This window comes from Nocardia sp. CA-129566, from assembly GCF_050956075.1.
GTDB lineage: Bacteria > Actinomycetota > Actinomycetes > Mycobacteriales > Mycobacteriaceae > Nocardia.
The window spans coordinates 6,827,518-6,849,267 of sequence record NZ_CP192085.1 but is presented as its reverse complement, the minus strand read 5'-3'; the positions used below and the strand labels follow the sequence as shown (position 1 = coordinate 6,849,267).

23 protein-coding genes and 1 pseudogene are annotated in these 21,750 nt (G+C 66.1%); 13 read left to right on the top strand and 11 right to left on the bottom strand.

The annotated features are described in order from the left end of the window. Window positions 1-7: 7 nt before the first annotated feature. Window positions 8-202 (bottom strand): integrase core domain-containing protein, encoded by a 195-nt coding sequence (locus ACQP0C_RS30170; protein ID WP_433725376.1) that lies wholly within the window; start codon window positions 200-202, stop codon window positions 8-10. A gap of 219 nt (window positions 203-421) precedes the next feature. On the opposite strand from ACQP0C_RS30170, the gene ACQP0C_RS30165 reads away from it, so the two are divergent. Next, window positions 422-1,309 (top strand): alpha/beta hydrolase, encoded by an 888-nt coding sequence (locus ACQP0C_RS30165; RefSeq protein ID WP_433725374.1) that lies wholly within the window; start codon window positions 422-424, stop codon window positions 1,307-1,309. 162 nt (window positions 1,310-1,471) lie between these two features. Continuing rightward, on the top strand, window positions 1,472-1,990 hold the full coding sequence (locus tag ACQP0C_RS30160; protein WP_433725372.1) for a TrmH family RNA methyltransferase: 519 nt from the start codon (window positions 1,472-1,474) through the stop codon (window positions 1,988-1,990). A 36-nt stretch (window positions 1,991-2,026) separates the two neighbouring features. Here the strand turns inward: ACQP0C_RS30160 and ACQP0C_RS30155 are convergent, their stop codons facing one another. Beyond that, the gene (locus ACQP0C_RS30155) at window positions 2,027-2,338 is read right to left on the bottom strand and encodes a hypothetical protein (RefSeq protein ID WP_433725370.1); all 312 of its coding nucleotides are present in this window, start codon (window positions 2,336-2,338) and stop codon (window positions 2,027-2,029) included. A gap of 686 nt (window positions 2,339-3,024) precedes the next feature. On the opposite strand from ACQP0C_RS30155, the gene ACQP0C_RS30150 reads away from it, so the two are divergent. The 4 genes and pseudogenes from ACQP0C_RS30150 to ACQP0C_RS30135 all read left to right on the top strand — a co-directional run bounded on the left by ACQP0C_RS30150 (window position 3,025) and on the right by ACQP0C_RS30135 (window position 4,746). Next, window positions 3,025-3,366 carry a hypothetical protein gene (locus tag ACQP0C_RS30150; protein ID WP_433725368.1) on the top strand — a complete coding sequence of 114 codons (342 nt, stop codon included), beginning with the start codon at window positions 3,025-3,027 and terminating at the stop codon, window positions 3,364-3,366. Further along, window positions 3,335-3,865, top strand: coding sequence for a DUF6879 family protein (locus ACQP0C_RS30145; protein ID WP_433725366.1), 531 nt, complete (start codon window positions 3,335-3,337; stop codon window positions 3,863-3,865). The genes ACQP0C_RS30150 and ACQP0C_RS30145 overlap by 32 nt, the downstream gene beginning before the upstream one ends. Further along, window positions 3,862-4,053: pseudogene (locus tag ACQP0C_RS30140) on the top strand (helix-turn-helix domain-containing protein); the annotation flags it as partial. The gene ACQP0C_RS30145 and the pseudogene ACQP0C_RS30140, both read left to right, overlap by 4 nt. A 111-nt stretch (window positions 4,054-4,164) precedes the next feature. Beyond that, window positions 4,165-4,746 (top strand): DUF5753 domain-containing protein, encoded by a 582-nt coding sequence (locus tag ACQP0C_RS30135; RefSeq protein WP_433734705.1) that lies wholly within the window; start codon window positions 4,165-4,167, stop codon window positions 4,744-4,746. A gap of 11 nt (window positions 4,747-4,757) precedes the next feature. On the opposite strand, the gene ACQP0C_RS30130 is transcribed toward ACQP0C_RS30135, so the two are convergent. The 5 genes from ACQP0C_RS30130 to panB all read right to left on the bottom strand — a co-directional run bounded on the left by ACQP0C_RS30130 (window position 4,758) and on the right by panB (window position 8,983). Further along, on the bottom strand, window positions 4,758-5,714 hold the full coding sequence (locus ACQP0C_RS30130) for a CHAD domain-containing protein (protein ID WP_433725364.1): 957 nt from the start codon (window positions 5,712-5,714) through the stop codon (window positions 4,758-4,760). Window positions 5,715-5,717: 3 nt separating this feature from the next. After that, entirely contained in the window at window positions 5,718-6,680 is a 963-nt protein-coding gene (gene pip, locus ACQP0C_RS30125) for a prolyl aminopeptidase (RefSeq protein WP_433725362.1), read from the bottom strand. After that, complete coding sequence (locus ACQP0C_RS30120; protein WP_433725360.1) at window positions 6,680-7,138, bottom strand: hypothetical protein; 459 nt, start codon at window positions 7,136-7,138, stop codon at window positions 6,680-6,682. The genes pip and ACQP0C_RS30120 overlap by 1 nt, the downstream gene beginning before the upstream one ends. A gap of 119 nt (window positions 7,139-7,257) precedes the next feature. Further along, window positions 7,258-8,118: a phosphotransferase gene (locus ACQP0C_RS30115; RefSeq protein WP_433725358.1), complete on the bottom strand. Its 861-nt coding sequence runs from the start codon at window positions 8,116-8,118 to the stop codon at window positions 7,258-7,260. Between the two features lie 7 nt (window positions 8,119-8,125). Beyond that, window positions 8,126-8,983, bottom strand: a complete 858-nt coding sequence (panB, locus tag ACQP0C_RS30110; RefSeq protein WP_433734704.1) for a 3-methyl-2-oxobutanoate hydroxymethyltransferase — start codon at window positions 8,981-8,983, stop codon at window positions 8,126-8,128. Window positions 8,984-9,269: 286 nt separating this feature from the next. On the opposite strand from panB, the gene ACQP0C_RS30105 reads away from it, so the two are divergent. The 3 genes from ACQP0C_RS30105 to ACQP0C_RS30095 all read left to right on the top strand — a co-directional run bounded on the left by ACQP0C_RS30105 (window position 9,270) and on the right by ACQP0C_RS30095 (window position 15,400). Next, the gene (locus ACQP0C_RS30105; protein ID WP_433725356.1) at window positions 9,270-10,805 is read left to right on the top strand and encodes an alpha/beta hydrolase; all 1,536 of its coding nucleotides are present in this window, start codon (window positions 9,270-9,272) and stop codon (window positions 10,803-10,805) included. Window positions 10,806-10,942: 137 nt separating this feature from the next. After that, complete coding sequence (locus ACQP0C_RS30100; RefSeq protein ID WP_433725354.1) at window positions 10,943-12,283, top strand: glutamine synthetase family protein; 1,341 nt, start codon at window positions 10,943-10,945, stop codon at window positions 12,281-12,283. A 105-nt stretch (window positions 12,284-12,388) separates the two neighbouring features. Continuing rightward, entirely contained in the window at window positions 12,389-15,400 is a 3,012-nt protein-coding gene (locus ACQP0C_RS30095; RefSeq protein ID WP_433725352.1) for a bifunctional [glutamine synthetase] adenylyltransferase/[glutamine synthetase]-adenylyl-L-tyrosine phosphorylase, read from the top strand. A gap of 31 nt (window positions 15,401-15,431) precedes the next feature. On the opposite strand, the gene ACQP0C_RS30090 is transcribed toward ACQP0C_RS30095, so the two are convergent. Next, window positions 15,432-15,764: a winged helix-turn-helix transcriptional regulator gene (locus ACQP0C_RS30090; protein WP_354952459.1), complete on the bottom strand. Its 333-nt coding sequence runs from the start codon at window positions 15,762-15,764 to the stop codon at window positions 15,432-15,434. Between the two features lie 121 nt (window positions 15,765-15,885). Here ACQP0C_RS30090 and ACQP0C_RS30085 point away from each other — a divergent pair, with 121 nt between their 5' ends. Further along, on the top strand, window positions 15,886-16,224 hold the full coding sequence (locus tag ACQP0C_RS30085; RefSeq protein WP_433725350.1) for a hypothetical protein: 339 nt from the start codon (window positions 15,886-15,888) through the stop codon (window positions 16,222-16,224). Beyond that, the gene (locus ACQP0C_RS30080) at window positions 16,224-16,865 is read left to right on the top strand and encodes a cysteine hydrolase family protein (RefSeq protein WP_433725348.1); all 642 of its coding nucleotides are present in this window, start codon (window positions 16,224-16,226) and stop codon (window positions 16,863-16,865) included. The genes ACQP0C_RS30085 and ACQP0C_RS30080 overlap by 1 nt, the downstream gene beginning before the upstream one ends. On the opposite strand, the gene ACQP0C_RS30075 is transcribed toward ACQP0C_RS30080, so the two are convergent. Next, window positions 16,819-17,160, bottom strand: coding sequence for a hypothetical protein (locus ACQP0C_RS30075; RefSeq protein ID WP_433725346.1), 342 nt, complete (start codon window positions 17,158-17,160; stop codon window positions 16,819-16,821). The genes ACQP0C_RS30080 and ACQP0C_RS30075 overlap by 47 nt on opposite strands. Window positions 17,161-17,280: 120 nt before the next feature. Beyond that, window positions 17,281-18,495 carry an IS110 family transposase gene (locus tag ACQP0C_RS30070; protein ID WP_433725344.1) on the bottom strand — a complete coding sequence of 405 codons (1,215 nt, stop codon included), beginning with the start codon at window positions 18,493-18,495 and terminating at the stop codon, window positions 17,281-17,283. A 272-nt stretch (window positions 18,496-18,767) separates the two neighbouring features. Here ACQP0C_RS30070 and ACQP0C_RS30065 point away from each other — a divergent pair, with 272 nt between their 5' ends. Together ACQP0C_RS30065 and ACQP0C_RS30060 are read left to right on the top strand one after the other, a co-directional pair. After that, the gene (locus ACQP0C_RS30065) at window positions 18,768-19,712 is read left to right on the top strand and encodes an endonuclease/exonuclease/phosphatase family protein (protein ID WP_433725342.1); all 945 of its coding nucleotides are present in this window, start codon (window positions 18,768-18,770) and stop codon (window positions 19,710-19,712) included. Between the two features lie 149 nt (window positions 19,713-19,861). Next, the gene (locus ACQP0C_RS30060; protein ID WP_433725340.1) at window positions 19,862-21,304 is read left to right on the top strand and encodes a metallopeptidase; all 1,443 of its coding nucleotides are present in this window, start codon (window positions 19,862-19,864) and stop codon (window positions 21,302-21,304) included. Here ACQP0C_RS30060 and ACQP0C_RS30055 read toward each other — a convergent pair. Continuing rightward, window positions 21,301-21,750 carry a 6,7-dimethyl-8-ribityllumazine synthase gene (locus ACQP0C_RS30055; protein WP_433725338.1) on the bottom strand — a complete coding sequence of 150 codons (450 nt, stop codon included), beginning with the start codon at window positions 21,748-21,750 and terminating at the stop codon, window positions 21,301-21,303. The two genes, ACQP0C_RS30060 and ACQP0C_RS30055, sit on opposite strands and share 4 nt — an antisense overlap.

Here is a 21,750-nt window from a genome sequence, read left to right as displayed (position 1 = left end):
TTGCTGATCATGAGCGGGTGTAGGCCGCGCTGGGTGTTCGATCGTCTAGCGGCTGGTGCGGCCTGATCGTGTGGTAGATGAGTCGGAACCGGTGGACCTCCATGTCCAGGGCATCGCCGTCGGCGATCACGCCACGGAACAGGTGCTCGTATTTCAAGGTGCCGAACCACCTTTCGATCACGCCGTTCGTACCTGCGGACACACCTGCTCCAGGGACAAGAACTCCGCACATGTGATGTTGAACAGGGCTGGTTTCGCCCCTGCTGGTATTGATTGCGCAAGACCCGACCGCTCGCCGAGCGATCAGGCAGCATGAGCCAGAAAGCCCCGCCCTTCAGGGCGGGGCGGAACCAATGGCCTGACCTGGTGACCACCGGTCGGAGCGCAACAGTTCGGACCGAAAACAGTACGGTGAGTTGCTATGGAACGTGTCGAGGTCAGTTTTCCCTCGGGTAGTGAGCATTGCGCTGCCTGGCTGTATCCCCCCGACGGCATCCCCAAGCCCCGCCCGCTCGTGGTGATGGGGCACGGTCTGGGGGGCAATCGAGAGATGGGTCTGGATCGGTACGCCCGCCGGTTCGCCGCCGCGGGCATGGGCGTACTGGTCTTCGACTACCGGCATTTCGGGGCCAGCCAGGGTGCGCCGCGCCAGCTACTACATATCGCCCGGCAGCGTGAGGACTGGCGCTCGGCCATCGCGTACGCGCGGACGCTGCGCGGCTTCGACGCCACTCGAATCGCCCTGTGGGGCACCTCGTTCGGTGGGGGCCATGTGCTGGCCGTCGCGCCCGACGACGACTACATCGCGGCCGTGGTCGCCCAGGTTCCGTTCACCAGCGGCTGGGCCTCGGCTATGGCGAAGGGGCCGACCAGCCTGACCAAGGTCGCAACCATCGCGGCAACGGATCTGCTCATCGGCCCGATTCGGCGCAAGCCGGTTCGTATCCGGCTGGCCGGTCGCAAGCGCGCGGCGGCGCTGATGAGCGCGCCGGATGTGCCGGAGGGTTACGGCAGGCTCGCCGAGGAGAGCGAGACCTACGAACCGAAAGTCGCCGCCCGCGTGGCGTTATCGACACTGTTCGACTCCCCCGGCCGCCGGGCCAAGGCGCTGAAGATGCCGGTGTTCTACGCGATCGCCGACAACGACAGCATCGCACCGCCCAAGCCGACGCTGCGCGCGGCCGAACGCACCAAGCACGCGATCGTCAAGCGTTATCCGGTGGGGCATTTCGATGTCTACTTCGATGATGTCTTCGAGCAGACCGTGTACGACCAGACCGAATTCCTGGTATCGGTGCTGCGGCCCTGAGTTAGCCGTCGCGGTGATGCGGACGGTACCCTTGGGCCACCCGGCTCGGTCGATCATGACCGGCCACGTCGATGGCCCGGATGCGCCGCGAAGCATCACCGCGATGAGAATCGTTGTCTCCCAAGTCTTTGGCTCCCCCGGGAAGGGCATTCCCGCGCGCCCGTGACGGCCGCGCGGGTGCGCACCCGCCCCGAACTCCGCCGCCAGCGCCGTCCGCGTGCGCACGGCTGCTGGAACCATCTCCTCGCGGCGCCGCTGTGGCCCAAACACAGCGCCAATCTCGGTACCCTGCTGCGCACCTGCGATGCGGTCGGCGCGTGCATGGCGGTGCCCCGGCGACCATGGGTGCCGGACGCACTGAACCACGGGAATACATTGCGGCACCGGCAATGTGTGCATTGGATCGACGGGCGCGTCGACCGCTGGCTGGCCCGGCAGCGCACTGGCGGTTCGGCAATCGTCGGCGTGGAACTCACCGACGAATCCATCCGCCTCGCCGACCTCCCCGTCGCCCGCAAACGCACCATCGTCGTCCTCGGCCACGAATCCACCGGCATCCCACCCGAAGCCCTGGAACTCCTCGACACCGCCGTCGAAATCCCCATGGTCGGCACCGGCCACAGCCTCAACGTCGCGGTTGCGGGCTCGCTGGTGCTCTACAAACTCGCGGGACTGTGTTGATCCGCGTTAGTTCACGCCGCAACGCCCTTACCAACCCTACGGGTGGATCACATCGTCCGCCCGATCTTCGCGCGGGCCTTGATTCCACATATCGTGGTTGTTGCCGTCCGGTCCAGGTCCTGCTTCCGTTCCGATCATTGTGTACATGTCCTTGCGGCCTCGTTTCTGCAAGGACTCCAAGCTCGGCTCGGCATCGATCACGCCGGTCCGGATGAGATCCAAGAGAGCCGCCGAGAACGGCTTGCTCACGGTTGCGTCTTCGAAAACCGCTGCCCACGAACCGTCGTCGTACTGCAGCCATCCCACTGGCCGCTCCGCGCCGACGACGGACAGGAAATCAGCGTTCATCGAAGTCGCCCCGAATCGGGTACCAATCGCTTGGCATCGGTCAGCTTGCGGTGTGCCGCGGTCTTGGCGGCACATTCTCCGACTGCGCATTCCAGATGCATCTGCATCGCGTTGTGCGCGTTGGCGATACTCGTTTCCGCCCACGCCGTGTTCCGGCAATCGATTCGCTGGAGCAGCGGGTCATCCCACGCCATGGCTGGTCCCGTTCGTGTTGGTCGGGTGTCGGAGAAGGTCGCGGTACGGCGGAGTTTCGAAAAGCGCTCGGCCGTGAGTAGTGATCCGCCACTTCACCGGACTCCTGCGGGAGCAAGAGGCAAACCCGTCGTACGAATGCGAGTCGAGCGCAGCGCGCACCGTCGATGGCACGAAACCTGTTCTGCTGCCAAGCTGTTCAACGGTTAGCGCCGCTTTGGACGCCTCGGCCAGCGCGGCCGGAACCTTGGCTTGTGTTTCGGTTAGTGGCACTGCGACCCCCTGGTGTCGGCGTTGGCAGGCGCTTGGGGCCGGGTCGATTGGCACCGGCCCCCAAGCGCCGTCTATGACGCTACGAACCAGAAGGCCGTGTGGGCCATGGACTTGCCAGTATTTGCCAGAATGAACCGGGTTTGTATCGAAACATGCCGACTCGAGAGAACATATGAGCAGTGCCTGCCGAATGCGGCACCCGGCAAGAGAGGATCGCGACCATGCGCTTACAGTTCCTCGGCAAAGGCGGCTCGGATAGAAACGGATGCCCGTCGCTTTACGCCACCGACCAACACACATACGTAGTACAAGGCTGGCGCACCGATCAGCTTGGAACGGTCGAAATCCCCCATTTGCTAACTGGTTTCGCTGAGCGGGATACGTTCATTGGGGCGACGATGACAGACACTGGGCGCGGAACCTTCACCCTCACCGGTCAACCGATCACCGATCCAGGAACGCTCGGCGAACTGGATCTGGCCGACGATGAGACCGCTATTGAAACCCCGAAGACAGAGAGGACGTTTTACGGTGCTACTGCGGCAAGGCGACCCTTGGCCTGATCTGTTCCGCCAATGCCAGCTCGAAGCGTTCCACCTCGAGCTCAAGGACACCTACGCGGAGCCTCACGAAACCGAGCCTCTGCGCCGATTCTTGCATGGTGAGCCCGAGGAATCCGACCCATCGCCGGAATGGCGGGCGCTCGTGCGGGAGACAACCGGGCGGGGCGTGGCGATGAGTCGGGTTCGTGTGGTCACGGTCCCGCTGACCGACTACCAACGTTGGTTGTTGTCGGTGACCCACTACAACGTCGACGCTGGCGACGACATTCGGTATGTACCTCGGCATCTCGTCGCGGCAGACGAGATGCCGACCGATGACTGGTGGCTGTTCGATGGCCGACTCGTCGTTTTCAACGTGTCCGATGAAGACGGCAAGCCCACGGACCCGGTCAGTACCACTGATCCCGGTATCGCGGGATACTGTCGAGCCGTGAAACGGCGGCTTTGGGAATTGGCAATACCGTATGCAGAGTTCAGTAGCGTGCACGCTGGACAGTGACCGATAGCGTCCACGAAGCACGGGAATCACTCGGTCAGCGGCTTCGTGAAATCCGCCGACATGCTGGACTGACCGCGCGCCAGCTCGCCTCCCTGGCGGGCTGGCACGAGTCGAAGGTATCGCGATTCGAGCGTGGCGTGCGGAGCCCGTCAGAGGCCGATCTCCGGGTCTACTGCGAGCACGCGGGCGCGAACGATCAACTGGGCGATCTCATTGCCACCCTGAACGCCGTTGATGTTGCGTATGTCGAATGGCGGCGCCTACTGAGTTCGGGAACCAAACGGCGGCAACAGGTCTCGGTGAAGCTTGCCGAGAAAGCGACGTTGACGCGGATGTATCAGCCGACCATCGTTCCCGGCATCCTGCAAACCGCAGAGTATGCGGAAGCGATCCTGCGGGATGTGGTCGAGTTCGAGCGAATACCCGATGACGTGGAGGCGGGCGTAGCGCAGCGGCTGGAGCGGCAGCAGTTTCTCTATAAGGGGAAACGCAGGTTCCGGATAGTCATCGCTGAGCAAGTCCTCTGGACCACGGTGGGCGACGACGAGGTAATGGCGGGTCAGTTGGACCGGCTACTCGCGGTCATGGGATTGCCGCGGGTGGCGTTCGGAATCATCCCGGCACGTGCTATGCCGCCGCTGACGGCCCCGAACTTCATTATGTTCGATGACCGAGTTGTGATGGTCGAGGGCATCAGTGCCGAACAGACCATCACTCAGCCACGTGAGGTTGCGGTCTACTCCCGAACGTTCGAGAGACTGGCCCGGCAATCCGTGACAGGAGAATCGGCTCGAGCGTTGATCGGAAACGCGCTCGAAGAGCGACGCGCTCGGCGGGGCAAGCCATCTTCCGAAATACAAGGTCGACCGCCAGAGCTCTGAATCCGGATGACTCACCCGGAAACGAACGCCGCTGCGGCGGGGTATTTGGCCAGGGCTTCGCCCGCGGCGATCTCCTCGGCGTCGGCGAGGAGTTCATAGATCGTCGCGTTGACCCCGGTGGCGTGGGTTGCGGTGGCTCGGGCCAGGATCGCGGCGCGGGAATCGACGGCGTCACGGTGGTCGCCGAGTACGGTTTGCAGGCGTTTTGCCTCGGTGCCGAGATCCTTTGCGGCACTACCGAGTACGTCGACGGCGCCCTCGCAGCAGTAGCGGAGGCGTTTGGCGCTCTTTCGGATATCGTGCAGTAGTTCGATGCGTTCCTCGGCCGAGACGGCGGGTTCGGCGTAGACCAGTCGCCGTAAGCGCTTGCGATCCTTGCGCAGGATGCGTTCGAAGACCTCGGCGGCGGGCGTTTCGGCCCGGTGTAGGTCGAGGGGTGGATGTGTGCGCCATACCGAAAGCTCTTGGCGCAGTGCGTCATAGCGCTTGCCGTCGAGGGCGGTGAGGATTTCGGCGTGCGCGCTGGCGTATCGGGCCTTCTCGGCGTCGACCAGTTCGGTTCGGACGTATTCGGTGGTGCCGGGGACGTATCCGTCTCCGGCGGAGCGCGCTACGGTCACGCCCGCCGCGGCCTCGGCCGCCCTGGACTCCATTGCCAGCCGGGCGAATTCATCCTGTGGCGCATGTGCGGCGAGCAGTGCCGCGAACCGTTCCGCGCGCACCTCGGCGTCCCTGGCGACGCCGAGCAGATCCGCCAGCCACTTCAGCTCCTGCTGCATGGCGGCGACCGGCGCGGACTCGAAAAGACCGCGATACGAGCGCAGTACGCTGCGCAGCCTGCGCGTCGCGACGCGCATCTGGTGTACCGAATCCCAGGCGTCGGCACGGACTTCCGGTTCGGCGGCCAGCAGCCGGTCGACATCGTCGCGTAGCGCCGCGATGATGGCGTTTCCGGCTGTGACCCGCATCGCTCAGCTCACTTTCGCGAATCCGTCGGTTGCCTCGACGAGATGGTGGGTAATGCCGGGTTCGGCGGCGGCGTGTCCGGCGTCGTCGACGATGTGCAGTACCGAACCGGGCCAAGCGCGGTGCAATTCCCAGGCGCTGGTGGCCGGGCACACGACATCGTGGCGGCCCTGCACAATGACGGCTGGGATGTGTGCAATGGTACCGATATCGCGCAGCAGCTGCCCCTCGTCGAGGAATCCGCCGTTGACGAAGTAGTGGTTCTCGATCCTGGCGAATGCCAGGGCGAACCGCGGTTCGGCGCTCTCCTGCACCCGATCCGGGTGCGGCAGTAGCGAACTCGTCGCGCCCTCCCAGGTGGACCAGGCGACGGCGGCCGCGAGCGCGACCTGTTCGTCGGGGGAGTGCAGCAGCCGGTGGTACACCTGCACCAGATCGCCGTCGCGCTCATCCTCGGGTACTGGGGCCAGGAACTTCTCCCACTCGTCCGGGTAGATGTTGCCCGCCGCGCCGTTGTAGTACCAGTCGATTTCCTTGCGCCGCAACAGGAAGATCCCGCGCAACACCAGCTCGGTGACCCGCTGTGGAAACCGCTGCGCGTAGGCCAGTGCGAGGGTGGAACCCCAGGAGCCGCCGAATACCTGCCAGCGGTCGATGCCGAGATGAGTGCGCAGTGCCTCGATATCGGCGACCAGATGTGCGGTGGTATTGGTCTCCAGACTCGCCCCGTCGGCGATGTGCGGTGTCGACCGGCCGCAGCCGCGCTGATCGAGCAGCACGATCTGGTAGGCCGCCGGATCGAAGAACTGCCGGTGGAACGGTTCGGTGCCGCCGCCGGGTCCGCCGTGCAGGAATACCACCGGTTTGCCGTCGGGGTTCCCGCTGACCTCCCAGTACACCGATTGCCCCGCGCCGACGTCGAGCATGCCGGTGTCGTAGGGCTCGATCGGAGGGTAGAGGGTACGCATCAGAAGGCGAGTCCCGAAGCCAGATCGGTCAGTTCCAGCGCCTCTAGCGCCTGCTGGCGCACATCGGCGCAGCTCTTGGTGGTGATCCGGTCGATCATCGCCTTATCGGCGAGCACATGGCCGTTGATGCCGCCATTGCGCAGCGCCCATTCGTGCACCAGCGCGTTGTAGCCGATCCGGCCGAGCGTCGGCCCCTGCACCCGCCAGTTCGACAGCTCGGGACGGATCATGTCGCACAGCTGGGCGGCCGAGGCGTCGGAGATCTCCAAGGTCGTCGGGGCCGCGCCGGTGGTCTTGCCCGGCGCGGCGGTGGCGCTGGCCGTCGCCGATCCGGTGGTCGAGCTCGAGCTGCCGGTCGGCGCCGGGTTCGAGCCGCTTCCGCAGGCGGTCAGGGCCGCGGCGGCGAAAACACCCGCCACCACCAGCGTGCTGCGTGAAATCCAACCGGGTTGCGCCATCGGTACCTCTGCTCGTGTCGATATTGTCGGCTTCGAGTCTGCCATTATTTGCCCCGGGTGGCCCGCGCGAGTTTGCTGGGCACCGCCGTGCGTTTGCGGATCGGCCCTGCTCATGGTGGTCAGCGAAACCTTGTGCGCAGATCGTCGAGCAACCCCTGTAGGAAGCGCGCGAAGCGGGGTGACGAGGCGTCGATGGTGCGCCACGGATGCAGGGCGACCAGCGGGGCCAATCGGTCGGCGAGTGCGATCTCGGTGTCGGAGATGATGCCTGCTCGCCGCCACCGGTCGAAGTATTCGGTGCGGTGCGGGCCGCGCAGCACACGCCAGGACAGGAGGGGGTGGGTGAGCACCGCGTCGCCCCAGTCGAACAGCATGCCGGTCGCCGCGGCCGAACCGGTGAAGACATTGCCGGGGTGCAGATCGTTGTGTTCGATGCTCAGCCTGCCGAATTCGGCGAGCGCCGTCGCGGCCTCGGTGATCGCGGCGCCGAGGCCGGGGATACGCGGCTCGAAGTGGCGGTAGACCGTGATCAGTTGGGGCGGTGGCAGATACGGCGTGCCGGTGGCGCGCAGGTCATCGATATGGTCGGCCATCGCCAGCTGGAGATCGGCGTAGGAGCGGACCAGCTCGGTCCACACGTCCGCGGAGTCGCGCGCGGTGGCACCGCCGTCCGGGCTGAGCAGCCAGCCGTGATCGGCTTGCACCGCAATGGGTTCGAGCACGCTGCCGGGCCGCAACCGGGACAATGTCTGCAACAGCGGACCTTCGTGCGCGCAGGCGCGCGAGTTGGCCTTCAACCACACCGGACCCGCGTCGGTCGGCATGCGAACGATCAGCGACCAGGCGCGACGTCGCGTTTCCTCCGGTGCGCCAACGATTTTCACACCGCGTGCGGTGAGGATTCCGATGGCCCAATCGAGCATCGGCCGCACGGGCTGGCCGAGCAGTGCCGCGGGTGCGTGCAATGCCCGGCCGGTCATCGTGAACTCAGAAGCTGTGCTCGGGGCCGGGGAAGGTCCCGCGACGCACCTCGTCGGCGTAAGCGGCTGCGGCGGAACGCAATTCATCGCCGATACGGCCGAAACGCTTGACGAACTTGGCGGTCTTGCCCGAGGTATAGCCCGCCATATCCTGCCAGACCAACACCTGCGCATCGCATTCCACGCCGGCGCCGATGCCGATGGTCGGGATGGTCAGCTTGCGGGTGACCTGTCCGGCCAATTCGGCGGGCACCATCTCCATCACCACGGAGAACGCACCGGCCTCCTGCACCGCGATGGCATCGGCGATGAGCTGTTCGGCACCGTCGCCGCGCCCCTGCACCCGGAAGCCGCCGAGGGTGTTGACGCTCTGCGGGGTGAAGCCGATATGCGCCATGACCGGAATACCGGCCGAGGTGATCAGCGCGATCTGTTCGACGACCCGCTCACCGCCCTCCAACTTCACCGCGTGCGCACCGCCCTCCTTCATGAACCGGGTGGCGGTGGCCAGGGCCTGCTGCGGCGAGGTCTCGTAGGTGCCGAACGGCAGATCGGCCACCACCAGCGCGTGCGGTGCGCCGCGGACCACACCGCGCACCAGCGGAATGAGCTCGTCGACGGTGATCGGCACGGTGGTGTCGTAGCCGTAGACGACATTGGCCGCGGAGTCGCCGACCAGCAGTACCGGAATTCCCGCCTCTTCGAAGATGCGCGCGGAAGAAAAGTCGTAGGCGGTCAGCATGGACCAGCGCTCGCCCTCGGCCTTCATCTGCTGCAGATGATGCACCCGCGTCTTGCGCTTGGCCGCCTTGGTAGTGGCCCGGGCAGCGCCGTAGGCAGGGGTTTCCGAATCGGATACGGACATCATCGTCCCTTTCGTGGTTGTCGCCTCGAGGCCCGTGCGGGTCCCCGGGTTTGTATGACGAATCCAGTCTGCACCCTCTGGGCGGCGCGCTTAAGGCCATGGGCGGTGCAATTGGTCACACCGCAATCCCCAGCACAACGACTGATTTCGCACGGACATCGGTTACATGTCGGGTCCGCCCAGAATTTGTCGCACTTTCCAACCGTCGGCCCGGTGACCAAGCTCCAGGCACTGACGACCGGCCAAAGTTTCGGGGAGGCGGGGGAGCCGTGCCAGGATCTTTGATATGTCTTTGGTGCGTAGTGGGCGTGGTGTGCTGATCGCGGTGGCGTTGACGGTGGTGGCGGCCGGGTGCGCCGCCTCCAAGGACGAGCCGGGCCAGGCGCTACCCACACCGCCCGCGGGCCTGGAGAAGTTCTACAGCCAGACCGTGAACTGGGGCTCCTGCGACGACTTCGGCTCCGCGGACGATCGCCCCGCGCCGAAGTCCGAGTGCGCGCGCATCACCGTGCCCGTCGACTACGCCAAGCCCGACGGCGCGACCGCATCGCTGGCGCTGGCTCGAATCCCGGCCAGCGGCAAGCGAATCGGCTCGCTGCTGCTCAATCCGGGCGGGCCCGGGGTATCGGGGCTGTCGATATCGGGTATCGCGGGCAAGACACCACTGGCCGAGCGCTTCGACCGGGTCGGCTTCGATCCGCGCGGGGTCGGCTCCTCGACCCCGAGCATCGCCTGTCTGACCCCGCAGCAGAACGACGCGGAACGGGCCGAACTGCCGACCGACAACACCCCGGACGGCATCGCCAAGGCCGAGGACGAGAACCGGCAGTTCGTCGGCCACTGTGTCGAGCGCACCGGCACAGAGTTCCTGTCCCATGTCGGCACCCGCGAGGTGGTGCAGGATATGGACGTCATCCGGGCCGCGCTCGGCGATCCGAAACTCACCTATCTCGGGTACTCCTACGGCACCAAACTCGGCTCGGCCTACGCCGAGAAGTTCCCGAACAATGTGCGCGCGCTGGTACTCGACGGCGCCGTGGACTCCTCGCAGAATCCGGTGCAGGAATCGCTGCGGCAGGCGGCCGGATTCCAGAAGGCCTTCGACGCCTATGCCGCCGACTGCGCCAAGCAGGCTGACTGCCCGGTCGGCACCGATCCGGCCCAGGCGGTCGCGAAGTTCCGCGCGCTGGTGAATCCACTGGAGACCAAATCCGCCTCGACCACCGATTCGCGCGGGCTCAGCTACAGCGATGCCATCACCGGGGTGCAGCAGGCGCTCTACTCCGACGATTACTGGCGGGTGCTCACCGTCGGCCTGTCCGAATTGCGGGACGGGCGCGGCGACACGCTGTTGAAGCTCGCCGATCTGTACGACGGCCGCCGCGACGACGGCTCGTACGACAACACGCAGGAGGCCTTCAACGCGATCCGCTGTGTCGATGATCCGCGCATCGACGATCGCGCGGTGGCGGGCCGCCAGGACGCCGAATACCGCAAGGCGGCGCCGTTCCTGGACGACGGCCGCGGCACCGGTGCGGTACCGCTGGAACTGTGCGCCATCTGGCCGGTGCCGAATACCAGCACACCGCACAAGATCTCGGCACCCGGTCTGCCGAAGACGGTGGTGGTGTCGACCACCGAAGATCCGGCGACGCCGTATCAGGCCGGTGTCGACCTGGCGGATCAGCTCGGCGCCGCGCTGATCACCTATCAGGGCACCAGACACACCGCGGCCTTGGTTGCGGGCAATCAGTGTCTGGACGACGCGGTAATCGCCTACCTGACCGATCTGACGATTCCGCCAGCGGGTCTGACCTGCTGATTTCGCGCACCGCGCCCATCGCCGCCGCGCTCACGACGCGATCTTGGGCGCGGTGCGATTCATTCCGAATGATGGGATTGCAATCCCTAAGCGTGTATGTAACACGGATTTAACGCCAGATGCTTACGCTCGGCGACATGGATCGCCAGAAGGAATTCGTGCTGCGGACGCTCGAAGAACGGGATATCCGCTTCGTGCGTCTCTGGTTCACCGATGTGCTGGGCTATCTGAAGTCCGTCGCCATCGCACCGGCGGAGCTAGAGGGTGCCTTCGAGGAGGGCATCGGCTTCGACGGCTCGGCCATCGAGGGCTTCGCCCGCGTATCCGAGGCCGATATGGTGGCGCGGCCGGATCCGTCCACCTTCCAGGTGCTGCCGTGGTCGACCAGCAAGGGCCACCAGCACTCCGCGCGCATGTTCTGCGATATCACCATGCCCGACGGTTCGCCGTCCTGGGCCGACCCGCGCCATGTCCTGCGGCGTCAACTCAACAAGGCCGGTGACGTCGGCTTCAGCTGCTACGTACATCCCGAGATCGAATTCTTCCTCCTGGAGAACGGCCCGCACGACGGCTCCATGCCGACCCCGGCCGATACCGGCGGCTTCTTCGACCAAGCCGTGCACGACTCCGCGCCCAACTTCCGCCGCCACGCCATCGACGCACTGGAGTCCATGGGCATCTCGGTGGAGTTCAGCCACCACGAGGGCGCGCCGGGTCAGCAGGAGATCGACCTGCGCTACGCCGATGCGCTGTCCATGGCCGACAACGTGATGACCTTCCGCTACCTGATCAAGGAAGTGGCCATCGACGAGGGCGTGCGCGCGACCTTCATGCCCAAGCCGTTCGCCCAGTACCCGGGTTCGGCCATGCACACCCATATGAGCCTGTTCGAGGGTGAAGCCAACGCCTTCCATGATCCGGACGATCCGATCAACCTCTCGGAGACCGCGCGGGCGTTCATCGCGGGCATTCTCGAACACGCCCCGGAGATCAGCGCGATCACCAACCAGTGGGTGAACTCCTACAAGCGGCTCATCCACGGTGGCGAGGCGCCGACCGCCGCCTCCTGGGGCCGGTCCAACCGCTCCGCGCTGGTGCGCGTGCCGATGTATACGCCGAACAAGGCGTCCTCGCGTCGCGTCGAGATCCGCAGCCCAGATTCGGCCTGCAACCCCTACCTGACCTTCGCGGTGCTGCTCGCCGCCGGTCTGCGCGGCATCGAGAAGGGCTACACGCTGCCGCCGGAGGCCGAGGACGACGTGTGGTCGCTGACCGCCGCCGAACGGCGTGCCATGGGCTTCCGCGAGCTGCCCGGCACCCTGGACGAGGCGCTGCAGGCGATGGAGCGTTCGGAGCTGGTCGCCGAGACGCTCGGCGAGCACGTGTTCGACTTCTTCCTGCGCAACAAGCGCCGGGAGTGGGCGGACTACCGCAGCCAGGTGACGCCGTACGAGCTCAAGGAGTACCTCGGCCTGTAGGAGTACCTCCTCCGGCAGGCGCTAAAACCGGCATCGTCGGCTACGTTTACGAATCTTTCCACCGTGCTTTGTGGAAACAGATAATCGGGCAACTAAGTTGGACTTATGGTCCGGCCGCCGTCTGCTCGTTCAGCTGTCCCCGGTGTCGGTCGGCTCGGCTTACTCGAGCCGACCGCCGCCGCCTCGTTACGAGAGTTGGCGTGGGACAACATCGACAGCATTCCGGTGCTGTGGGCGCTGTCCCGTGCGCCGGATGCCGATCTCGCGCTGCTGACGCTGACGCGGCTGCGGGCCGCGCTCGGCGACCAGTGGCCCGAGCTCGATGCCGTGCTGCGGGCCGATAATGCGTTGCGCGGTCGGCTTTTCGCGCTGATCGGATCGTCGAGCGCCTTCGCCGATCATCTGGTCGCCGATCCGGCCGCATGGCGAATTCTGCGGCGGGACAAGCTCCCCGCGCGCGAGGAGTTGATCGCGGACATGCTGGCCTCGGTGCAGGCCGTGCCCGCGGAAAGTCCGAATGCGGACGCGCAGCTGTACTCGGCCGAAATCTCGGGCCCGGAGGCAATCTCGCTGCTGCGCAAGCGATATCGCGATCAGCTCATGCTGCTGGCCGCGCTGGATCTGGCGGCCACCGTCGAGAACGAACCGGTGCTGCCATATCAGGTGGTCGGCCGTCATCTCACCGACCTCGCCGATGCCGCGTTGACCGCCGCCCTCGCGGTGGCGGTGGCGCGGGTCTGCAAGGACGCGCCGGTTCCGGTGCGACTGGGCGTGATCGCCATGGGTAAGAGCGGTGCGCGCGAACTCAACTATGTCAGCGACGTCGATATCGTGTTCGTCGCCGAACCCGCCGATGCCACCGCCACGCGATTGGCCGCCGAGCTGATGAGCGTGGGCAGCGCGGCATTCTTCGAGGTCGATGCGGCGCTGCGGCCGGAGGGCAAGGCGGGCGCGCTGGTGCGCACCCTGGACTCGCATATCGCGTACTACAAGCGGTGGGCCAGGACCTGGGAGTTCCAGGCATTGCTCAAGGCCCGGCCGATGACCGGCGATCTGGCGCTGGGGGAGCGGTACCGCGATGCCCTGATGCCGATGGTGTGGACTGCCTCCGAACGCCCCGACTTCGTCGCCGATGTGCAGGCGATGCGGCGCCGGGTGGAGGATCTGGTCCCCGCCGATCTGCGCGAACGCGAACTCAAACTCGGCCACGGCAGCCTGCGCGATGTCGAATTCGCCGTGCAGCTACTGCAATTGGTGCACGGACGGGTGGATGAGACCCTGCACGTGCAGGGCACCGTCGAGGCGCTGACGGCCTTGGCCGCCGGCGGCTACATCGGCCGCGACGATGCCGCGAATCTCACGGCCTCCTATGAATTCCTGCGACTGCTCGAGCACCGGCTGCAATTGCAGCGGCTCAAGCGCACCCACACCCTGCCCGCCGCCGATGACGAGGAGGGCATGCGCTGGCTGGCCCGCGCCGCCCATATCCGGCCCGACGGCCGACAGGACGCGGTGGGTGTGCTCGGCAATGAGATTCGGCGTAATGCGGTGCGGGTGCGGCGATTGCACGCCAAGCTCTTCTATCGGCCGCTGCTCGAATCGGTGGTCAAGATGGAGCCCGCCGCCCTGCGGCTGAGTCCGGACGCGGCGATCCGGCAGCTGGCCGCGCTCGGCTACGCGGCGCCGGAAAACGCACTGGGACATCTGAAGGCGCTCACCGGCGGGGTGTCACGCAAGGGCCGGATTCAGGCGCTGCTGTTGCCGACGCTGCTCGAATGGCTCGGGGACACACCGAATCCCGATGCCGGACTGCTCGCCTACCGGCGGGTGTCGGAGGGGCTCGACGATCAGATCTGGTTCCTGCGCGAGTTGCGCGATGAGGGCGCGATCGCGCAGCGGTTGATGATCGTGCTCGGCTCCTCGGAATATCTGCCGGATCTGCTGATCAATGCGCCGGATACCATCCGGATGTACGCCGATGGCCCGGTCGGGCCGCTGCTGCTCAGCCCGCAGCCCGAAGACGTCGCGCGCGGGATCCTGACCGCTTCGGCGCGCTACGACGATCCGAAACGTGCGGTGGCGGCGGCTCGTTCGCTGCGTCGGCACGAATTGGCGCGGGTCGCCTCGGCCGATCTGCTCGGCATGCTGGACGTACCGCAGGTGTGCCGGGCGCTGTCCTCGGTCTGGGTCGCGGTGCTGGAAGCCGCACTGCGCGCGGTGATTCGGGGCAGCGAGGCCGAACTCGGCGCACCGGCACCGGCCGATATCGCGGTGATCGGCATGGGTCGTCTCGGCGGTATGGAACTGGGCTACGGTTCCGACGCCGATGTGCTCTTCGTCTGTGATCCGCGGCCAGGGCAGGACGAAACCAGGGCCGTCAAGTGGGCGATCGGCATCGCGGAGAAGGTGCAGCGGCTGCTCGGCGCGCCGAGCACCGATCCGCCACTGCAGGTCGATGCCGGACTGCGCCCTGAGGGGCGCAACGGGGCGTTGGTGCGCACGCTGGCCGCCTACGCCGCCTATTACCAGCAGTGGGCCCAGCCGTGGGAGGTGCAGGCGCTGCTGCGCGCCCATCAGGTGGCCGGGGACCAGGACCTCGGTGTCCGGTTCCTGCACATCATCGACAAGGTGCGTTATCCGGACGGCGGGGTGTCGGCCGAGGCGGTGCGCGAGATCCGCCGGATCAAGGCCCGGGTGGACGCCGAACGCCTGCCGCGCGGCGCCAACCCCGCGACCCACACCAAACTCGGTCGCGGCGGCCTTGCCGATGTCGAATGGACCGTGCAGCTGATGCAGCTGCGCTACGCCCACGATGTGCTCGGACTGCACAACACCTCGACGCTGCAATCGCTGGATATCATCCAGGAAACCAAACTGCTTGCCGCCGAGGATGTTTCACTGCTGCGCGAGGCCTGGCTCACGGCCACCAAGGCACGCAACGCCCTCGTGCTGGTGCGCGGCAAGCCCGCAGATCAACTCCCCGGCCCGGGCCGTCTACTATCGGCCGTCGCGCGCGTGGCGGGCTGGCCCAATGATGACGGCAGCGAATTCCTCGACAACTACATGCGCGTGACCCGGCGGGCAAAGGCGGTGGTGGAGCGCGTCTTCGGCGGCTGAGGCCGCGGCCGGATCCGACGGCTGGCGGTGTTCAGGGCAGGGTGATACCGACGCGGTCGGCGCGTTTCTGCCCCCATTCGTACAGGGCGGTGAGGACCGGGACCAAACTCCAGCCCTCCTCTGTCAGGTCGTACTCGACCTGGGGTGGCACGGTGTCGAAAATGGTGCGGCGGATGAGTCCGTCGGTCTCCAGATCGCGCAGTTGCTGCACGAGCATCTTCTCGCTGGTGCTCGGCATCAGTCGGCGGAGTTCGCCGTATCGGCGCACGCCCTCTTTGAGGTGGGCCAGGATGACCGGCTTCCATTTGCCGTCGATCAGGTCGACGGTCACCTCCACCGCGCAGTAGTAGCGCTTGTCCGGCATTGCTCGCCTCCCGGTACTCACCAAAAAGTGCGTTCTTGTAACACTGTAATCATCGGGCTTTCATGGAACTCGCCCTGCGGCGCGGCCGCACCACATTCTGCAGACATGGAGCGCGATTCCCATGAAAGTCATCGTTTTCGACAACTTCAAGCCCGGCGTGACAATGGAGACCATCACCCCGTATCTCCCCGAAGAGGTCGCCAATGTGTGGCGGCTGTGGAAGGCGGGCATCGTCCGGGAGAACTACGCGCGCGCCGATGAGCCCGGCGTGGTGATCGTCTTCGAGGTCGACAGCGTCGAGGAGGCCAAACGCTATGTAGCCGACTTCCCGCTGACCAAGGCCGGTCACCTGGAATGGACCTATGTTCCGGTGCAGGCGCCGCTGCCGCTCGAGGCGCTGATGGATCCGTCCGTCGATGTCGCCGAGCCCTACGACCGGACGAAGGTGGGGTCGGCCTGATGCAATACGCGTACGGTCTCAGCATTGCGCAGACCCTCGCGGATGCCTGCGACCCGACCAGGATGGCGCTGATCATCTACGACATGCAGGTCGGTATCGTGCGGCAACTGCCCGACGGTGGCAAGATCGTCAAAGCCTGCCTGCGACTGCGGGATGCGGCGCGGGAGAACGGATTTCGCGTCTTCTATACCCGGCATATGTCGCTGCCGCCCGCGGCCTCCGGTGTCTCCCAACTGCGCACGGCCATGGAGTGGCAGCGGGTCGACAATCCGAACGAGGTGCACTCCAGCTTCCCGCAGGGCTCGCCCCAGTACGAGCTCGTCCCCGAGTTGACGCCGGGGCCGAATGAGGTGGTCATCGACAAGATCACCATGTCCGCCTTCGCGGCCACCCCGCTGGATTTCGCGTTGCGCGACCTGGGCATCGACACCTACGCCATTGCGGGCATTGCCCTGGAGGTCGGCATCGAACCCACCGTCCGGCACAGCCTGGACCTGGGCTATCTGCCCATCCTGGTGACCGACGCGTGCGGCGCGGGCCACCCCGCCGCGGCCGAACGCTCCCTGGCCACACTGGCTTTCGCGGGTGGTTCGCTCACCACGGACGCCGCCGCCCTCGCCGAGCAGATGAACCGCCACTGAGGACGAGCCGCGCCGGACCGACCGCGGTCAGCACCTGGAAGCGCCGTACGAATTCGCGCAGTGCAATGCGGTCCTCATCGCCGGGCGGGCGGTATCCCCGCTCGGCGGTGACGGATACGGTGCTCCCGTTGCGCACCCGCAACCGGTCCCAACACCACGGCAGCACCGGTGTCAGCACGGTGTGCCCATTGCAGGTCACGGTGATCCGCGAGGTGAACCGGCCCGCGGTGTCGGCAAGATCTTCGGCCGCGTCGGCAGTGAGCGCACCGGTCGCCGTGAACTCCTCGACATACATCGCGACCACCTCACTCTCTGCTGGCGAGTGTAGGAGGGGCACGGCGTCCGCACGAGATCTCCACAATCGCCGCACCTCGTCTCCATGCCCGCCGGTTAGACATCCCAGGTGCGTAAGTTGTCAAGCGGCTTGGGTGTTTTGTTGGTGTGCCCAGGCGGTGTGTTCGTTGTAGGGGGTGTGGTGGTGCAGGCAGCCGTGGAGGATGCCGACGAGGCGGTTGCCGAGGGCGCGTAGGGCTTGGTGGTGTAGGTCGCCGGCGGTGCGGTGGTGGTCGTAGTAGGCGCGGGCGCCGGGGCTTTGGGTGAGGGTGCAGAAGGCCCATTGGTCGATGGCGTCGTAGAGGCGTCGGTTGCGGACGTGGCGGGCCAGTACGGCGCGTTTGCGCCCGGACGCGATGGTCAGGGGTGAGGTTCCGGCGTAGTTTTTGCGAGACTTGGTGGTGGTGTATCGGTTCGGGTCGTCGCCGAACTCGCCGAGCACCCGGGCGCCGAGGATGACACCGAGTCCTGGCAGGGAGAGGTAGATGTCGGCGTCCGGGTGTTTCTCAAAATGGTTCGCGAGTTCGGCTTCGAGGTCGTGGATCTGGGTGTTGATCGCGGTGATGATGGCGACCGCGGCGCGGGTGGTCGTGGCGAACGCGGTGGTGACCGCGTCGGTGGCGTGCAGGTGTTCGGCACGCAGCGCGGTCTGGATCTGTGTGGCTCGGGTGTCGAGATTGCGTTGGCGCCCAGCGCGTTTGATCGTGGCAGTGATCGCGGACAGGCTCAACCGGGCGCCCTCGGCGGGGGTGGCGGCGCGGGCGAGCACGGCCAGGGCGTCGCGGTCGGCGAGGTCGTCGAAGGCGGCCAGGGCTGCGGGGTAGTACTCGCGCAGCGCCGAGCGCAAGGCGTTGGTGTGGCGGTTGCGGGTCCAGATCAGGTTCTGGTGTCCGCGGGCGAGGACTTTGATCGCTTCGGCTTGGGGGCTGTCACCGGCGATCGGGCGGTGGTTGTGCCGGTCGGTGCGCACCAGATCGGCGAGTAGCTTCGCGTCACCAGCGTCGGACTTCGCGCCCGAGACGTGGTGTCGGTCGCGGTAGCGGGTGACCGCGAGCGGGTTGATCGCATACACCTGATATCCGGCCGCGACCAGCGCGTCGACCCACAGGCCACGATCGGTTTCGATGCCGATCACCACTTGGTCCGGCTCGGCGGCGTGCGTGGCGAGTAGGTCGTGGAACCCGCTGATCCCGGCCAGCCCTTCGGGTAGGCGCCGCGCAGTAAGCTTCTTGCCGTTTTCGTCCATCACATGGACATCGTGATGATCCTCGGCCCAGTCATCGCCGACGAAGATCATCGATCACCTCCTCAGGCGCGAATAGACCGAAAATGTTGGAGCCCAAGGCGACCCGGCGGCGACCTAATGGATCAGTGCTCAACTCGGCACGACACCCCATCAGCGCTACAGGCAGCCTCACCGACCGGCCGGGGCACGATCTAACCCTAGGAATCGACACTCGTTCCTGGTGGGGGGAGTGCTCACCGACCGGCGGCTCGGGCGATCAGCTTGCCTACCACCGACCACTACCGGCGGTAGGCTCGCCGATCAACTCCCATTAGGGTCGGAGCATGCGGAAATGGGTGGATCGGGTGCTGCTCGGGCTGGGGTGGTGCGCCCTCGGGGCGGGAGTTCTCGGGGTCGTATTGCATTTCGGGACGTGGCGGCGGCAGGTCTTGGTGCTGTTGGCGGCGGGGGCGTCGTATTTGATGCTCGGTGCGGTGCTGGGGCTGGTGTTTCTCCTGATCGCGCGGGGGTGGAAGAGTGCGGCGGCGGCCGGGGTGCTCGTCGCGGCGGTGTTGTGGACGCAGGTGCCGATGTTCGTGCCGCAGGGACGGGCGGCGAGTGGGCCGGAAGTTTCGGTCATGCAGTCGAATCTGTTGTTCGGGAAGGCGGACGCGGCGACGGTGGTTCGGGCGGTGCGGGAGAACCGGGTCGAGGTGCTCACCGTCGACGAGCTGACAGCGGAGATGGCGCAGCGGCTCGCGGCTGCCGGAATCGAGGAGTTGCTGCCACATCAGTTCCTACAGCCCCGTGGGGGCGGTAACGGCACCGGGATCTACAGCCGATATCCGTTGCGGGACACCAAGAAATACGACGACTTCTGGATGAACAATCTGTCCGCCACCATGGAACATCCACAGCGCGGGCCGGTCGCGGTGTACGCATTTCATCCGGTGCCGCCGTCGGTCGACTTCCCGGCGTGGAGTTCGGAGCTCGACCGGATTCGCGAAATACTGGACGCGCAACAGGGTCCCGCGATCGTCGGCGCGGATTTCAATGCCACCCGTGATCATTCGGCCTTCCGTGATCTGCTGCGCGGACGGTTCGTCGCGGCGGCGGACCAGGCAGGGGCCGGGCCGCTGCTGACCTATCCGGCCGACCGCCGGTGGGGTCCGGTGATCGGCATCGACCACATCCTGGTCGCCGACGGCACCGCAGCGGAGGTCCGCTCGCTCACCATTCCCGGATCGGATCATCGCGCGTTACTGGCGCAGGTGCAGTTGAACGCCTGACGGACGATTGCGCCCAGACGTATACGCGCGCAGCGGTTTCTGCGATTACCATGTGATCGCTCGACGGGCCGGCGAATGCGTCGCCGACGCCATCGGGTCAGGGGGCCGCTGAGGACGGGCCCGCGGTGAGTTCGGGGAGGAAAGACCTGATGAGGACTAGACGGCTGCGGTTCGGGGTGGTCGCGGCATTGCTATTGGTCGGCGCCGCGCTGGTCGGATGCGACAGCAAGGCGGGCCAGCAAGGGGCCAGCGCGGTGGCCGCGGACAATCCGTGGGATCTGACCGGTGCGGTCTCCAACAATGGGCCGAGCGGTCCGCGCAAGGGTGTGCCGGATGCCGCGCTCACCGCGGAGAACGGTGACGGTGGTGCGGTCGACAAACTCGCGCTCAACACCATCGCCGATCTCGAGGATTTCTGGAAGACCGAGTACGGCAAGAACTTTCCCGGCACCTTCAAGCCGGTGAGCCGCTATATCTCCTGGAATGCCAAGGCGCCCAAGGAGCAGGCGATCACGTTCTGCAAGTCCAGTACATATCACCTGGTCAACGCGGCCTATTGCAGTCTGGACCACACCATCGGCTGGGATCGCGGGGTGCTGCTGCCGCTGCTGCAGGAGAAGTACAGCGATATGGCGATCGTGATGGTGCTCGCACACGAGTACGGTCACTCCATCCAGGGACAGGCCAAGATCGCCGGATTCTTCAGCGGTGCGCTGGTGAAGGAACAGCAGGCCGACTGCCTGGCCGGAGTCTTCCTTCGGCATGTGGCGGAAGGGAATTCGGCGCATTTCACCTTGAATATGACCGACGGGCTCAACGCGGTGCTCGGCGCGACCATCGCCGTGCGCGATTCCGATCCGGACAACCCGAAGAATGTGCACGGTTCCGCCTTCGAGCGGACGACCGCGGTGCAGATCGGCTATACCGACGGCGCACAGGGCTGCAAGAAGATCAACAAGAAGGAGATCGAGCAGCGCAGGGGCACCCTGCCCACGACATACGAGGACGGCGAACAGGATGCCCAGCTGCCGGTCGACGTGCCCTCGCTGACCAGCCTGAGCAAGGCGCTGGCGAAGATCTTCCCGCTGCGCCAGGCGCCGCAGTACGACTACACCGGGATCGTCGCGAACTGCGCCAAGGTGAGCGCCACCGAGCCGGTCTCCTACTGCCCGAGTTCGAACAAGATCGGCACCGATGTGCCGGAACTCGCCAAGCGCGGCGGGAAGATGAAGGGCGATGACGATCCGCTCTCGGCGGTGGTGGACGGCGATTACAACGCCTTCGCCGTCTTCATCTCCCGCTATGTGCTCGCGGTGCAGCAGGAACGCAAGCTCTCTATAACCGGAGCCGAAACCGCCGGACTGCGCACCGCATGCCTCACCGGAGTCGTGACGACCAAGCTCAGCGAGCCGGGCAGCGATCCGCGGCTATCGGCCAATGACCTCGACGAGGCGGTCTCGGGACTGCTCGCCGACGGTTTGGTCGCCAGCGATGTGGACGGCAAGGTGGTGGCGAGCGGCTTCCAGCGGTTGGAGGCGTTCCGCACCGGTGTACTCGACGGCGAGCAGACCTGTCTGGCGAACTACCGCTAGTTCACCGGCAGTGAGCGCAGGGAGCTGAGCGTGGTCGCCAACGCGCGGGCCGCCTCGGCTCCCTTCGTCACGAAGTGCTCGGTGAAGAAGGTGACGTGCTCGCTGTGCTCGTGGAAGTGATGCGGGGTGAGCACCACCGAGAACACCGGCACATCGGTATCGAGCTGTACCCGCATCAGACCGTCGATCACCGCGGACGCGACGAAATCGTGCCGGTAGATGCCGCCGTCGACGACCAGCGCGGCCGCGACGATCGCCGAGTACTCGCCGCTGCGCGCCAATCGCTTGGCGTGCAGCGGGATCTCGAATGCGCCGGGCACCTCGAAGACGTCGACGGTGGTCGGGTCGAAGCCGAGCCCGGCGTATTCGGCGGTGAAGCCCGCATACGCCTTGCCGACGATGGAGCTGTGCCAGGTGGCGCGAATGAATGCGACTCTGTCTCCCAT